Source organism: Gelidimonas diazotrophica (assembly GCF_055694025.1).
The window spans coordinates 2,211,027-2,225,522 of the sequence record NZ_CM146349.1 but is presented as its reverse complement, the minus strand read 5'-3'; the positions used below and the strand labels follow the sequence as shown (position 1 = coordinate 2,225,522).

Annotated in this window: 15 protein-coding genes and 1 tRNA gene; 13 read left to right on the top strand and 3 right to left on the bottom strand. The window is 48.7% G+C overall.

The genetic code is table 11. The annotated features are described in order from the left end of the window. The first annotated feature begins 24 nt into the window (after positions 1-24). The 3 genes from nuoN to KGFNPO_RS10345 are packed head-to-tail and all read left to right on the top strand — an operon-like array spanning position 25 to position 2,425. Positions 25-1,509 (top strand): NADH-quinone oxidoreductase subunit NuoN, encoded by a 1,485-nt coding sequence (gene nuoN / locus KGFNPO_RS10355; RefSeq protein WP_472631214.1) that lies wholly within the window; start codon positions 25-27, stop codon positions 1,507-1,509. A gap of 19 nt (positions 1,510-1,528) precedes the next feature. Continuing rightward, positions 1,529-1,825 carry a DUF2818 family protein gene (locus KGFNPO_RS10350; RefSeq protein WP_472631213.1) on the top strand — a complete coding sequence of 99 codons (297 nt, stop codon included), beginning with the start codon at positions 1,529-1,531 and terminating at the stop codon, positions 1,823-1,825. A gap of 45 nt (positions 1,826-1,870) precedes the next feature. Then, positions 1,871-2,425: an NUDIX domain-containing protein gene (locus tag KGFNPO_RS10345; protein ID WP_472631212.1), complete on the top strand. Its 555-nt coding sequence runs from the start codon at positions 1,871-1,873 to the stop codon at positions 2,423-2,425. 55 nt (positions 2,426-2,480) lie between these two features. On the opposite strand, the gene KGFNPO_RS10340 is transcribed toward KGFNPO_RS10345, so the two are convergent. Next, a complete protein-coding gene (locus KGFNPO_RS10340) occupies positions 2,481-4,169 on the bottom strand; it encodes an electron transfer flavoprotein-ubiquinone oxidoreductase (RefSeq protein ID WP_472631211.1) in 1,689 nt (562 codons plus the stop codon). Positions 4,170-4,335: 166 nt separating this feature from the next. On the opposite strand from KGFNPO_RS10340, the gene KGFNPO_RS10335 reads away from it, so the two are divergent. Then, the gene (locus KGFNPO_RS10335) at positions 4,336-5,112 is read left to right on the top strand and encodes an SDR family oxidoreductase (RefSeq protein ID WP_472631210.1); all 777 of its coding nucleotides are present in this window, start codon (positions 4,336-4,338) and stop codon (positions 5,110-5,112) included. A 43-nt stretch (positions 5,113-5,155) separates the two neighbouring features. Beyond that, positions 5,156-5,566, top strand: coding sequence for an acyl-CoA thioesterase (locus KGFNPO_RS10330; protein ID WP_472631209.1), 411 nt, complete (start codon positions 5,156-5,158; stop codon positions 5,564-5,566). On the opposite strand, the gene KGFNPO_RS10325 is transcribed toward KGFNPO_RS10330, so the two are convergent. After that, a complete protein-coding gene (locus KGFNPO_RS10325; RefSeq protein ID WP_472631208.1) occupies positions 5,563-6,132 on the bottom strand; it encodes a LuxR C-terminal-related transcriptional regulator in 570 nt (189 codons plus the stop codon). The genes KGFNPO_RS10330 and KGFNPO_RS10325 overlap by 4 nt on opposite strands. 141 nt (positions 6,133-6,273) lie before the next feature. Between KGFNPO_RS10325 and KGFNPO_RS10320 the strand changes: the two genes are divergently transcribed. Both KGFNPO_RS10320 and KGFNPO_RS10315 read left to right on the top strand, forming a co-directional pair. Next, positions 6,274-6,984, top strand: coding sequence for a CoA transferase subunit A (locus tag KGFNPO_RS10320; protein ID WP_472615836.1), 711 nt, complete (start codon positions 6,274-6,276; stop codon positions 6,982-6,984). A 1-nt stretch (position 6,985) separates the two neighbouring features. After that, positions 6,986-7,636 (top strand): CoA transferase subunit B, encoded by a 651-nt coding sequence (locus KGFNPO_RS10315; protein ID WP_472631207.1) that lies wholly within the window; start codon positions 6,986-6,988, stop codon positions 7,634-7,636. 295 nt (positions 7,637-7,931) lie between these two features. Here KGFNPO_RS10315 and KGFNPO_RS10310 read toward each other — a convergent pair whose 3' ends face one another. Continuing rightward, positions 7,932-8,726 carry a 3-hydroxybutyrate dehydrogenase gene (locus KGFNPO_RS10310; RefSeq protein WP_472631206.1) on the bottom strand — a complete coding sequence of 265 codons (795 nt, stop codon included), beginning with the start codon at positions 8,724-8,726 and terminating at the stop codon, positions 7,932-7,934. A 107-nt stretch (positions 8,727-8,833) separates the two neighbouring features. Here KGFNPO_RS10310 and KGFNPO_RS10305 point away from each other — a divergent pair, with 107 nt between their 5' ends. The 6 genes from KGFNPO_RS10305 (at position 8,834) to cheD (ending at position 14,481) form a co-directional block, all read left to right on the top strand. Beyond that, complete coding sequence (locus KGFNPO_RS10305; protein ID WP_472631205.1) at positions 8,834-9,712, top strand: alpha/beta fold hydrolase; 879 nt, start codon at positions 8,834-8,836, stop codon at positions 9,710-9,712. Positions 9,713-9,736: 24 nt separating this feature from the next. Then, entirely contained in the window at positions 9,737-10,087 is a 351-nt protein-coding gene (locus tag KGFNPO_RS10300; protein ID WP_472631204.1) for a RidA family protein, read from the top strand. Between the two features lie 7 nt (positions 10,088-10,094). Next, a complete protein-coding gene (locus KGFNPO_RS10295) occupies positions 10,095-12,347 on the top strand; it encodes a RelA/SpoT family protein (RefSeq protein WP_472631203.1) in 2,253 nt (750 codons plus the stop codon). 164 nt (positions 12,348-12,511) lie between these two features. Continuing rightward, a tRNA-Asn gene (locus KGFNPO_RS10290) sits at positions 12,512-12,587 on the top strand. Positions 12,588-12,976: 389 nt separating this feature from the next. Then, positions 12,977-13,873: a CheR family methyltransferase gene (locus KGFNPO_RS10285; protein WP_472631202.1), complete on the top strand. Its 897-nt coding sequence runs from the start codon at positions 12,977-12,979 to the stop codon at positions 13,871-13,873. Beyond that, a complete protein-coding gene (cheD, locus tag KGFNPO_RS10280; RefSeq protein WP_472612945.1) occupies positions 13,870-14,481 on the top strand; it encodes a chemoreceptor glutamine deamidase CheD in 612 nt (203 codons plus the stop codon). Before KGFNPO_RS10285 ends, cheD begins: the two co-directional genes overlap by 4 nt. Positions 14,482-14,496: the final 15 nt, after the last annotated feature.

Genomic DNA, 14,496 nt, shown 5'->3' with positions numbered 1-14,496 from the left:
GTGCATATATAAGAGGCGACTTAAATGAATACCATGAATCTAACTTTACTTTATCCCGAAGTATTTCTTGTTATCGCTGCATCGGCAATTTTGCTTATTGACATGTTCCTGTCAGATGGGAAACGTTACATTACCTATCTCTTGTCTTTATTGACCCTACTGGGATGTGTATTGCTTAACCTGAACTTACTGAATTCAGGGGTTACTGGTTATACTTTTAACAACATGTTTGTGACAGATTCGATGTCGAATGTGTTGAAAATGTTTTCTTATCTGGCCGTTGGCCTGACGTTAATATATTCACGTCAATATGTAACTGAACGAGGAATGGTCGGCGGCCATCTTGGTGGTGAATTTTATGTATTGACACTGTTTGCGTTGTTAGGGCAAATGATTATGATCTCGGGTAATAATTTTCTTATTATTTACCTGGGGCTGGAGTTAATGTCATTGTCTTTGTTCGCTTTGGTAGCACTGCGTCGCGAACATAAGATTTCGACTGAAGCAGCAATGAAATATTTTATTTTGGGCGCGATGGCATCTGGATTCTTGCTTTATGGCATGTCAATGCTATACGGGGCAACAGGTTCACTTGATCTGACAGAAATTGCTAAAGTTACTGCCACAGGTGCTGTAGACAGAACAGTTTTGGTTTTTGGTGTGGTTTTTCTGGTTTCCGGCCTGGCGTTCAAACTCGGTGTGGTTCCCTTTCACATGTGGGTGCCAGACGTTTACCAAGGGGCCCCAACTGCAGTAACACTGTTGCTGGGTGGCGCACCAAAATTAGCAGCTTTTGCAATTTTTATCCGATTATTAGTTGATGGGCTTTTGCCTTTGGCCTTTGACTGGCAACAAATGATCGTTATTTTGTCAGTTCTATCAATGGCAGTTGGGAATATTGCTGCCATTGCTCAGACTAATTTGAAGAGGATGCTCGCTTATTCCACCATTTCCCAAATGGGTTTTATGTTGCTGGGGTTCTTGTCAGGCGTAGTTGGAGGAAGCACCGCACCTGCTGCCAATGCCTACAGTTCAGCTATGTTTTACACCATCACTTATGTGCTAACTACACTTGGCACATTTGGCGTCATCATGTTGTTGTCGCGCAAGGGCTTTGAAGCTGAAAATTTGGATGATTTTAAAGGTTTGAATCAGCGTAGCCCATGGTTTGCCCTTGTTATGATGCTACTTATGTTTTCTTTGGCTGGTATTCCGCCAATGATGGGCTTCTACGCCAAGCTGTCCGTTATACAGGCAGTTTTGGGAACCGGGCAAACTTGGTTAGCGCTTGTAGCAATATTATTTTCTTTGATAGGGGCTTTCTTTTACGTACGTGTTGTTAAGCTTATGTATTTTGATGAGGCAATTGATAAATCTCCGATTGTAGTCAACAAGGATATGCGTATAGCGCTTAGTCTTAATGCCATTATTGTTCTTGGAATTGGACTGATGCCGGGTGCTTTGATGGCAATGTGTATAAATGCAATGAGTAAAATTCTTGGTATTTGAGGCTACAGAGGCCTAGTTTATGAATGTGACTTTTTCAGTTTGGATAGTGATCGTATTGGCGGTATTTGCCGCTAATATGCCGTTTTTAAATGAGCGTTTTCTTGCAATTATTCCCATTCGTCGATCAGTAAAACCTTTTTGGCTGCGTCTGATAGAGCTAGTGATTTTATATTTTTCTATAGGCTTTATTGCGCATTTGTTTGAGGCCAATTTGGGCAATATTTTTGACCAAAAATGGGAATTCTTTGCCATTACGTCTTTTTTATTTTTGGTTTTGGCCTATCCTGGCTTTGTCTTGCGTTATTTACGTAAGTAATTGTTTGGCTTCCAGCTTCGTTAAAAACCGGCCCTCATTTTTAATATGGACGATAAGCATCTTAAAGAAATTAAAATTGAAGGAAAAGTTGCTTTCGATGGCAATTTTCTCAAGGTGCAAAACGATACCGTTAGATTACCTGATGGGAAAATATCTTCAAGAGAATATATCAAGCACCCGGGTGCTGTAGTTATTCTTCCGTTATTTGATGATAATTCAGTATTGCTTGAGCGTCAGTTTCGCTATCCGTTGAATCGTGTATTTATTGAATTTCCAGCGGGAAAAATAGATCCTAATGAAGATTCACTGGCAACAGCCAGGCGTGAATTGCAGGAAGAAACTGGCTATACCGCATCTGACTGGACGTTTGTTTGTACTATCCATAATGCGATAGCATATTCCGATGAATATCTCGATATTTTTATTGCTCGCGGCCTACAGGTGGGTATCGCTAGGCTGGATGACGGAGAGTTTTTAGAAACTTTCAGGGCCCCAATGAGCGAGGTGTTGGGTTGGGTTCGGGAAGGTAAGATAACTGATGTGAAAACAGTCATAGGTGCATTTTGGTTAGATAAGATTAGTGCTGGGCAGTGGACCTGATTTTCGTTTCTGCTCACAATAAAAAAGCCGCAGTCTGCGGCTTTTTTATTGCACTTTACATATTGGTATAGTTCGGGCCGCCACCACCTTCTGGAGTGACCCAAACGATGTTTTGGGTTGGGTCTTTAATGTCGCAAGTTTTACAGTGTACGCAGTTTTGCGCATTGATTTGCAACCTGTCTTCACCTTCGTTTGTTTTGATGAATTCGTACACGCCTGCCGGGCAGTAACGCGCTTCAGGGCCAGCATATTCTGCCAGATTAATACGCACTGGCACAGTTGGATCTTTGAGCGTCAGATGAATGGGTTGATCTTCTGCGTGATTAGTATTTGATATAAATACCGATGACAAGCGATCAAATGTGAGTTTGCCATCCGGTTTCGGGTATTTGATTGACTTAAATTCTACTGCCGGGCGCAAACACTCATGGTCCGCATGTTTGTGATGTAGCGTCCATGGCGCCTTACCGCCAAAAATAACCTGGTCAATTCCTACCAAAATAGTGCCAGCATAAAGGCCTTTACTCATCATTGGTTTGAAGTTGCGTGCCTTGTATAACTCTTCATGTAGCCAGGATTGTTCAAAAGCAGTTTCATAAGCGGATAGCTGGTCATGCTGGCGTTTTGCTGTTAACGCTTCAAATGCCGCTATTGCTGCCAGCATTCCTGTTTTAAGCGCGGCATGGCTGCCTTTGATGCGACTTGCATTCAAAAATCCTGCCTCGCAGCCTATTAAGGCGCCACCAGGAAATACTAATTTAGGCAGAGATTGCAAACCGCCGGCCGTGATGGCGCGTGCACCATATGCAAGACGTCTACCACCTTCAAAAAATTTACGGATATCAGGATGCGTTTTGTAACGCTGAAATTCCTCATAAGGCGATAAGTATGGATTTTCATAAGAAAGGCCGACAACGTATCCTACGGCGACCTGATTATTTTCCATGTGGTAAAGAAATGAGCCGCCATAGGTTTTATTGTCGAGCGGCCAACCCGCGGTATGCACCACTAGGCCAGGTTGATGCTGGGCTGGATCGATTTCCCATAGTTCTTTGATACCCAAGCCATAGGTTTGCGGGTCTTTGCCTTTATTAAGGTCAAACTTTTGGATCAATTGCTTGCCCAGATGCCCACGTGAGCCCTCGGCAAACAATGTGTATTTAGCGTGCAACTCCATGCCGATCTGAAAGGCATCAGTCGGCTGGCCGGCGCGATTGACGCCCATGTTGCCGGTTGCAACCCCTTTGACCGAACCATCTTCGTTATACAGAACTTCGGCAGCGGCAAATCCTGGGAAAACTTCGACGCCCAGGTTTTCAGCTTGCTGGCCAAGCCAGCGTACGACATTTGCTAATGAAATGATGTAATTGCCATGATTCTGGAAGCAGCCGGGTAACATCCAATTTGGCGTTTTGTAGGCCTTGGTCTCGCTCAAAAACAAAAAACGGTCTTCAGTGACTTGAACGTTGAGTGGGGCACCGCGTTCTTTCCAATCAGGAAAGAGCTCCGTCATGGCTTGAGGATCCATAACTGCACCCGACAGAATGTGTGCGCCTAATTCGCCCCCTTTTTCAAGTACACAGACGGAGAGTTCCGTCTCTGACGTGGCGGCAAGCTGCTTGAGTTTGATGGCAGCGGCTAATCCGGCTGGGCCACCTCCAACGATGACAACGTCATACTCCATTGTTTCGCGGGGTCCGTATTGCGCGGTTATGTCTTGGTTTTGTGTATTATTTTGTTCCATGCTCTCACCAATATAAATATAAATATCGAACGAACGTGCTAATTGATAGGGATTCTCTAGTAATAAGCTAGATACTGCAATCTAATCCCTGCTGATTCATGTAATCATTGAGATATATTAATTCGTTAATAGAAGCGGTCATAAGATAAACCATTGGGAGAGATTCGTGGGCATTGAAGTTAATTTTGAAGGAAAAATTGCTCTAGTTACTGGCGCGTCCAGTGGTCTCGGGGCGCGTTTTGCAAAAGTCATGGCGAAGGCAGGGGCGCAGGTAGTGCTTGCTTCACGCAGAATTGACCGCTTGAAAGAGTTGCGTGCGGAAATTGAAGCTGAAGGTGGTGCGGCGCATGTAGTCAGCCTGGACGTGACCGATTATGCCAGTATTAAATCGGCAATTGCACACGCCGAAACCGAAGCCGGACCAATTGACATACTGGTTAATAATTCCGGCGTTTCCACTACCCAGAACCTGCTTGATGTAACGCCAGAGGATTATGCCTACGTGATGGATACTAATCAGCGCGGAGCATTTTTTGTCGCTCAGGAAACGGCAAAGCGGATGATCGCCCGCGCCAAAGGCGACCCGAAAAAACAGCATCGCATCATCAATATTGCTTCTGTCGCAGGTTTGCGTGTATTGCCGAAAATCGGGATTTATTGCATGAGCAAAGCGGCTGTGGTGCACATGACAAAATCCATGGCGGTGGAGTGGGGCAGATACGGTATTAATGTCAATGCAATTTGTCCTGGTTATATTACGACCGAAATTAATGCCGAATATTTCGCCAGTGAAGAAGGGCAGAAATTAATCAGCATGCTGCCGCGAAGAAGAGTCGGTTCGCCTGAAGACCTGGATGGTTTGTTGCTGCTTCTTGCCGGCGATGAGTCTCGTTTTATCAACGGAACAATTATCACGGCAGATGATGGCATGAGTGTCGAATAAGCCAGATAATTTATGTATTCAATCAGACACCATTTTCAGACATATGCATAAAAAGCTGGTTCACACTGCGCGTATTCCGATCCGCTGGGGCGACATGGATGCAATGGGACACGTTAATAATACGGTGTATTTCCGTTACCTGGAGCAGGCGCGTATCGAATGGTTCACGACTATTGGCTGCGACCCTGATCCGGCCGCTGAAGGTCCTGTAATCGTCAATGCCCATTGCAGCTTCATCAAGCAATTGAAATATCCGGGTGAGATTGAAATCTTGACATATGTTGGGCCGCCAGGACGATCAAGTTTTGAAACCATTCAGGAAATCCGCCGTGTCGATGTGGCGGACATGATATATGCGCACGGTGGCGCCAAAGTCGTCTGGGTCCACTTTCCATCCGAAAAATCCACGCCTCTGCCCGACCGGGTGCGTCAGCTGCTGGCGGCAACTGATTAGTCTTTAGCACTATGTACGTCGAGTAATTTCTGAACCAACTCGCTTGAATTGGCGGCATTTAGTTTGCGCATCAGCTTGGATCGATACATTTCCACTGTGCGCGGGCTCAAGTCCAACTGACGGGCAATCAATTTGCTGGTTTTTCCTTCTACCAGCAGGGCGGATATCTCCCGCTCTCTGGGAGTAAATTCGACGCTGAGCGGGCGTTTGGGGCTAAGGTCTACAAAAGTCCATATGCCGGCAGCATGTGGATCGTCGCGCAACAGTCCGCGCCCAGTCACGCGGCACCAGAATAGTTCATTATTGGAGCGCTTCATGATGCGCTCGTCAGAGTACTGCCCCTTCGCATTCATGATAGGAACGATACGGGCGCCCGTGCGTTCGAATTCTCCTGCGCTTGGATAAAGCACCAGAAACGACTGGCCGATCAGGTCTTCAGACGTACAGCCGAATGTGGTGCAGAGTACCTCGTTGCACGCTTGAATGACGCGGTTTTGAGAAACACACATCCCGACCGGAGCACACAGGAAGATTTTTTCAAAATCGATAAGCAAGGTGGGAAGCATAAGTGCGGGTATACCTTTTGCAGGTTATAAAACTAGGATTGTCGTATTTTTACGGTATTGCGCCTTTGAATTTGGCGTCTTATGCTGTTGGGAACGGTAATTGCCGCTATGGTTTTACATTACATTTTAAAGGGATTTGGTATGAACAAAGTTTATCCTGATGCCGCAACGGCACTGGCCGGCATCGTTCAGGATGGCCAGACTATTGCCGTGGGCGGTTTCGGCCTGTGCGGCATCCCTGAAGCACTGATTGCTGCTTTGCGGGATTCGGGCGTCAAGGAATTGACTGCCATTTCCAATAATGCCGGTGTGGACGGGTTCGGGCTTGGTCAATTACTGACCTCTCGTCAAATCAAAAAAATGATTTCATCCTATGTGGGAGAAAACAAGGAGTTTGAGCGTCAGTACCTCGCAGGTGAGTTGGCGCTGGAATTCACCCCGCAAGGCACGCTGGCCGAGAGATTGCGTGCGGGCGGATCGGGCATCCCTGCTTTTTTTACTAAAACCGGCGTGGGCACCATTGTGGCCGAAGGCAAGGAAATCCGTGAATTCGACGGCCACCAATACGTGATGGAGCGCGCCCTGTCGCCGGATGTGTCGCTGGTAAAAGCATATAAAGCCGATAAGGCCGGCAATCTGGTGTATCGCAAGACGGCGCGCAATTTCAACCCGAATGTTGCCATGGCCGGCAAGATCACAATAGCCGAAGTCGAGGTATTGGTTGAAATCGGCGAAATCGATCCGGATGATGTGCACACTCCGGGGATTTTCGTGCATCGCATCGTCGTCAATGAAAATCCCGAAAAGCGGATTGAACAACGCACGGTTCGTGCAAAACAGGCAGGAGAATAAGATGGCATGGACTCGTGATGAAATGGCAGCACGCGCGGCGCTGGAACTGCAAGACGGTTTTTATGTAAATCTTGGCATCGGTTTGCCTACCTTGGTCGCCAATTACGTGCCTGCGGGCATGGATGTTTGGCTGCAATCCGAAAACGGATTATTGGGCATCGGCCCTTTCCCGACTGACGATGAGGTCGATCCTGACCTGATCAATGCCGGCAAACAGACCATAACGACCGTGCCGGGATCATCGATTTTCAGTTCGGCGGATTCGTTCGGCATGATCCGGGGCGGCAAGATCAACCTCGCGATTCTGGGGGCGATGCAGGTATCCGAATATGGCGACTTGGCTAACTGGATGATTCCCGGCAAGATGGTCAAGGGGATGGGCGGCGCCATGGATCTGGTTGCCGGAGTGGGGCGCGTTGTGGTCTTGATGGAACATGTGGCAAAAGCAAAAGATGGCACCGAGTCGCACAAGATTCTCCCGAAGTGCAACTTGCCACTGACCGGAGTAGGCGTGGTCAATCGGATCATTACCGATCTGGGGGTGATTGATGTGACACCTGCCGGATTGAAACTGGTGCAGCTTGCACCCGGTGTTAGTGTGGAAGAAATTCAGGCTAAAACCGGTGTCGCGCTGGACGTTACGGCGCTATGACCAGGTAAGGTGGTACGGATAAAAAAAATGGGCTCCGGCCCATTTTTTTACTTGTACCAAATAAAATATTATTTGCAGACAACATGAAAAGTGGCATCCACAGCCTTGAACATTGAATAATTTATATGGGGTATGTATTAAAACATGCCATTTACCGCATACGTTAATTGCGGTATATAAAAATACATAACGTAGTATATTTACGTTGCCTAATCGGCACTAAATCCGGCAATAAGTTTTGTTGCACTCAATGAGCGGCGACACAGCAATCAAGCCCGGGCGCCGCCTTGTCAGTTTATTGTGCTACCCAACCGCCATCCATGTTCCATGCCGCGCCGCGCACCTGGCTGGCCGCTTCCGAACACATGAATACCGTCAGCGCACCGAGTTGTTCTGGCGTAACGAATTCGCCGGAAGGCTGTTTTTCTGCCAGCAATCCTTTCTTGGCTTCCTCATTTGAAATACCTTCGCGCTCGGCGCGCGCATCGACCTGTTTTTGCACCAGCGGCGTGAGCACCCAACCCGGGCAGATCGCGTTGCAGGTGACGCCGGTTTGCGCGGTTTCCAGCGCAATGGTTTTGGTCAGTCCGACCAAGCCGTGTTTGGCTGCGACATAGGCAGATTTTTGTGCTGAAGCGACGAGTCCGTGGGCAGAGGCAATATTGATGATGCGGCCCCAGTTTTTTGACTTCATATAAGGCAGCGCCAGACGTGCGGTATGAAAGGCAGAAGACAGGTTGATGGCGATGATGGCATCCCATTTTTCTACCGGAAAGTCTTCGATATTGGCAACATGCTGGATGCCGGCATTGTTGACCAAGATATCAATCCCGCCAAATTTCTCTGCACTGGCCCGTATCATCGCTTCGATTTCCGCCGGCTTAGACATATCGGCAGCGTTATACAGCACTGCTACGCCATAATCATTGGCGATGGCATCTTGCAAAAGCGCGATTTCATTCGCATCGCCAAAGCCATTTAATACAATATTGGTGCCTTGTGCCGCCAGCGTCTGCGCGATTCCCAGCCCGATGCCAGATGTGGAGCCAGTAATGAGCGCGGTTTTACCTTTGAGTGTAATGCCTTGCATGATGTCCTCTGAGAGTGAGAAATTACGATGATGGTGAACTTGCACTAAGATTTTAAGCCCAACGACCGGTAAAATGTCGGAACCACAGCAACCAGGCAGCCATTACAATGACACAACCACAAATCAGGACGGTACAGTGCATCTCTCCCAGCGGCTTGCACCGGATGGCATATAAGGAGTGGGGCGATGTCGATAATCCCAAGGTGCTGGTTTGCGTGCACGGGGTTACGCGGGTGTCGGATGATTTCGACAATATGGCGCGCACACTCTGCCAGTCGTATCGCGTGATTTGCCCGGACGTAGTCGGACGCGGGCGCTCGGAAAGGCTGCGTAATCCACTGCACTATCAGATTCCGCAGTATGTCAGCGATATGGTGAGCCTGCTGGCGCGCATCACCGCACATCCGGCCACAACAACCGTCGATTGGTTCGGCACTTCGATGGGCGGTTTGATCGGGATCGGGCTGGCTTCGTTGCCGGATAACCCGATCGGAAAATTGATACTCAATGATGTCGGGCCGGCTTTGAATAGTGAGGCGCTGCTACGGATTGGCGACTATATCGGCCAAGCGGTGCGGTTTCAGACTTTCGACGAGGCAGCACAATATATTCGTGAAATTTCAGCCACTTTTGGCCCGCACTCCGATGACGAGTGGCGCAAACTGGCGTCAGATGTCTTGCGCCAGGATCAGGACGGGCTGTGGATTCGTCATTATGATCTGGGCCTGGCTGCAGCATTCAAATCGGCAACGCCGGACAGTCTGAAAATTGCCGAGGTGCTGTTATGGATGGCTTATGATGCGATATCCTGCCCAACCTTGTTGGTACGCGGCGCCCAATCCGACCTCTTGTCGGGCCATACAGCGCAGGCGATGACGCAGCGCGGACCCAAGGCAAAGCTGATTGAATTGCCTGGAATCGGACATGCGCCGACTTTCATGCATGCAGATCAGATCAAAATTGTGCAGGATTTTTTACTGGGTTAATTTACCAACTTTGGAAAGATATTTATGGAAATCAAGCGATTGCACGTAGGCAAAAGAATGTCTGAGGCTGCCATTCACAACGGCACGGTTTATCTGGCGGGCCAGGTTGCGGCCGATGCGTCGCACGACATTCAGGATCAAACGCGTGCGGTTTTAAGCCAGATAGACAGCCTTTTGACACAGGCCGGCAGCGATAAAACCTGCATCCTGATGTGCCAGATTTTTCTCTCCGACCTGAAGAATTTTGATGCCATGAATCAGGTATGGGAGGAATGGGTGGCGTCAGGCTGCACGCCGCCCCGCGCAACCATCCAGGCACAACTTGCCAAGCCGGAATGGTTGATCGAAATTGTCATTACGGCAGCACAAATATAAGGCAACAATGGTTTCGGTAGTCACCCCGCAAAACGATATCTCGCTTCAGCTTACAGCCGGGCTTTCTGAGGCGGACAGTGTGCGTGTTCTGGATGCGTTTGCGTTTGTCTGCCCTTTGTATGCCGAAAAAAAAATCGCAACAGGCCAGTGCGCACTGGAATTTTCCAAAGGTGTGGCAACCACGCTGGCAGCACTGAATGTGGATGCAGAAACAATTATTGCCGGGCTGCTGTTCGAGTTGCCGGCGCTGGACCCGGCTGCCGCCGAAAGCATTGAAGCTGGTTTCGGCAAGGATGTGGGTGATCTGGTTACTGGCATCCGGCAATTGATGCGTTTGCGGGAGTTGACTTCGGGGCAGCGGCCAGTTGGCCGCGGTAAAAATGCATCACAGCAAGCCGCGGCCCAGATCGAAGTGCTGCGCAAGATGCTGTTATCGATGGCGTCGGATATGCGCGTGGTACTGGTGCAGCTGGCATCACGGGTGACCACCCTGCGTTTTTTTGCGGAACAGAAATTTTATAACGACACCACGCATCAATATGCACGCGAAACATTGGATCTGTACTCCCCATTGGCGAATCGTCTGGGTGTTTGGCAATTGAAATGGGAACTGGAGGATTTATCCTTCCGTTTTCTGGAGCCTGAGAGTTATAAACGCATCGCCAAAATGCTGGAAGAAAAACGCATGGAGCGCGAGGAGTTCGTCGGCGATGCAATCGCCAGGCTGAAGTCCGAACTGGCTTTGGCTGGCGTCAAGGCGGATGTTTCTGGTCGGCCCAAGCATATTTACAGCATCTGGAACAAAATGCGCGGCAAATCGCTCGATTTTTCGGAACTGTACGATGTGCGCGCTTTTCGTGTGACCGTCGAAGATATCAAAACTTGTTACACCGTGCTGGGGATTGTGCACAATATCTGGGCTCCGATTCCGAAGGAATTCGACGACTATATCTCGCGCCCCAAGTCGAACGGTTATCAGTCATTGCATACGGTCGTAGTTGCGGAAGACGGCCGCGCGCTGGAAGTCCAGATCCGTACCGAAGAAATGCACCGTTTCGCCGAGTACGGCGTGGCTGCGCACTGGCGTTACAAAGAAACCAGCGGATCGAATTTTTCAGAACGGAAATATGACGAAAAAATCGCTTGGCTAAGGCAGTTGCTGGCATGGAAGAGTGAAGTTGCCGATGCGGTGGTAGGGCAGGAAGAAATTCAGCGCGAATGGATCGAAAAACTCAAGTCAGCCACGCTAGATGATCGAATTTACGTATTGACGCCACAGGCGCGGGTCATCGAACTCCCCAGCGGCGCCACGCCGATTGACTTTGCCTATCATCTGCATACGGACGTCGGGCACCGCTGTCGCGGCGCGCGTATTGATGGTGCGATGGTGCCGCTCAACACGCCGCTCAAAAACGGCCAGACAGTTGAGGTCGTGACGGCCAAGGGTGCACCAGGAACAGCAGGGCCGTCGCGTGATTGGCTCGGTGCCGGCTACACCGTCAGTGCGCGTGCGCGCTCCAAAGTGCGCGCCTGGTTTAATGCCATAGATCAACAGGAAACGCTGGCAAGCGGCCGCAGCCTGATTGAAAAAACCCTGCAGCGCGAAGGCAAGACTGCCGTCAATCTGGAAGAACTTGCGCGCAAACTCGGTTTTCTGAAAGTGGATGAGCTTTTTCTGGCAGTCGGAAAAGATGAGTTCAGCCTGCGCAATGTCGAGCAGATGTTGCATGGCGAAGATGCAGGCAAGACAGTCAAAGAAGTAGAGGAGGCCGATGTTACAAATAAGAGTCGTGCCTCCAGCATCACGCAGGGTGCAAAATCGGGTGTATTGGTGGTCGGTACAGATGGCTTGTTGACCCAGTTGGCGAAATGTTGTCGTCCGGCTCCTCCCGACGAGATTGTGGGCTTTGTTACGCGCGGTCATGGTGTTTCCATTCATCGTGCCAGTTGCAAGAATTTTACCGAGATGCGCGTGCAAGCACCCGAACGCATTATTCAAACTGCATGGGGGAATGCCGGTCTTGATACGGTTTATCCAGTCGATATTTTTGTGTTGTCGGCTGACCGCCAGGGGCTGCTACGTGATATTTCAGAGATATTTTCGCGGGAAAAAATTAATGTTATTGGCGTGAAAACGCAAAGCGCGAAAGGATTGGCACGCATGTATTTCACCGCCGAAATTCCCTCAACCGCGCATTTGCAAAAAGCGTTGATAGTGATTCGAGAGGTTGCCGGCGTGCTAGAAGTCAATCGGTATTAATTGGGGCAATTTATGGCGCAATGTATTACTACTGTCAGATTTATCATGGGCATTGCGAAACTAATGTTTTGCCCGACACAAAATATATTCATGATACAATTCGGCCCGTTGTGATGCAATTTGTTTGATTTTTTGCGCGCAAGCAGGCAGTAAATATCATCTTTTCCCTGATAGCTCAGTTGGTAGAGCGACGGACTGTTAATCCGCAGGTCCCTGGTTCGAGTCCAGGTCGGGGAGCCAAAATTCAAAGGGTCGAGCTATCATGCTCGGCCCTTTTGTTTTATCCCGCTGTCCTCCCTCAAGCTGCTCGATCCATATGCAGCAATTGCCGATATTCACCAAAAGCTGCATCTGATATGTCCATGGAGCAATTTTTCTACCCATCGTGGATTTATAATAGGCTGTGCCAGTCTCAATTTAATCGTGTTTGAGCCGTTATAAATTAAGGGTCTATTGGACCCATTACGTAATTAGAATGGTTGCGTTGCATGTAGCCATTTTGGTGTTGGCTGGTAGAAAATTTATCCGACTCTTTCATATGCGGGGGCTGATTTATTCAGCGTTGAAAAGCCTTTTATCTTTGGCGATTTCTGATTTGTATGAGTGTGGATTTGAGAGAGAGTCATAGTATGAAATTAGCGCCTCAAAATAAGCTGGATGGCGTTAAGGAATTTGAATTTACGGCCCAGGATTTCACCAGAGTGAAGGCATTGATTCATCAGCGTGCTGGAATCGCGTTGACGGATACGAAGCAAGAGATGGTGTATAGCCGCCTTGCTCGTCGATTGCGGGCTACCGGCATTGTGTCGTTTGAACAATATTTGGATGACTTGGAGAGAGGTATAGATGACGACGAGTGGGAAGCGTTTACCAATGCGCTTACCACCAACCTGACTTCCTTTTTCCGTGAGGCACATCATTTCCCTATTCTGGCCGAGCACCTGCGCAATGTGAAAGGGCCAATTACGATCTGGTGTTCTGCCAGCTCCACTGGAGAAGAGCCTTATTCGATTGCAATAACCGCATGTGAGGTATTCGGTACTTTAAATCCGCCGGTGCATATTATTGCTACCGATATCGATACCAATGTACTGAGCACCGCTTCAAATGGCGTTTATGCGATTGACAAGATAGTGAAAATGCCGCCTGAGCAGGTCAAACGGTTTTTCCTGAAGGGCAAGGGTGAACAGGATGGGCTGGTAAGAATTCGCCCGGAACTGCGTCAAATGATCACTTTCAAACAGCTTAATCTACTGGCCGATAGTTTGCCCATATCAGGTCCATTCGATGCGATTTTCTGCCGCAATGTAATGATCTATTTTGATAAACCAACCCAGAGAAAAATTTTGGCCAAGTTCAGGCCGCTGCTGAAGCCTGATGGATTGTTGTTTGCCGGACATTCGGAAAATTTCCTGTATGTTTCGGATGCCTTTACTTTGCGAGGAAAAACAGTATACGAGTTGGCATCTGCTGCACCGCACAGCGCAGCAGATGCAATTGCGGTGAATATGAGAAATTCGTTATGAGTAAGATGCCCGAAGAGAAATTTGCAGCCAATGTTTACTACGACCGAACATTTGATTGTGACGCCGCTAAAATCTTGCCGGGTGAATATTATTGTACAGGGAGGGACATGCTGATCGTGACGGTGCTGGGTTCGTGCGTATCGGCTTGCATCCGTGATCGTGTATCCGGTATTGGGGGGATGAATCACTTCATGCTGCCAGATGGCAGCGGTAACGATGGAAACAGCCCTGTTTCTGCATCCATGCGCTATGGCGCCTATGCCATGGAGGTGTTGATCAATCAACTTCTAAAGCTAGGCGCACGGCGTGAAAACATGGAAGCCAAGGTGTTTGGTGGCGGCAATGTTCTGGCTGGCTTTACCTCGATCAATGTCGGAGAGCGTAATGCGCAGTTCGTCCGGGATTTTCTGCATATGGAAAATATGCGAATAACGGCGGAAGATCTTAATGACATATATCCGCGCAAGGTCTATTTCTTTCCCAGGACAGGGAAAGTCTTGGTCAAAAAACTCAAGCAAACGCATAATGACACGCTCGCCATGCGCGAGCATGCCTATGCCAGCCGACTCAAGACGAGTCCGGTTGGTGGTGAAGTTGAACTTTTCTGATACCGGATTACTGGC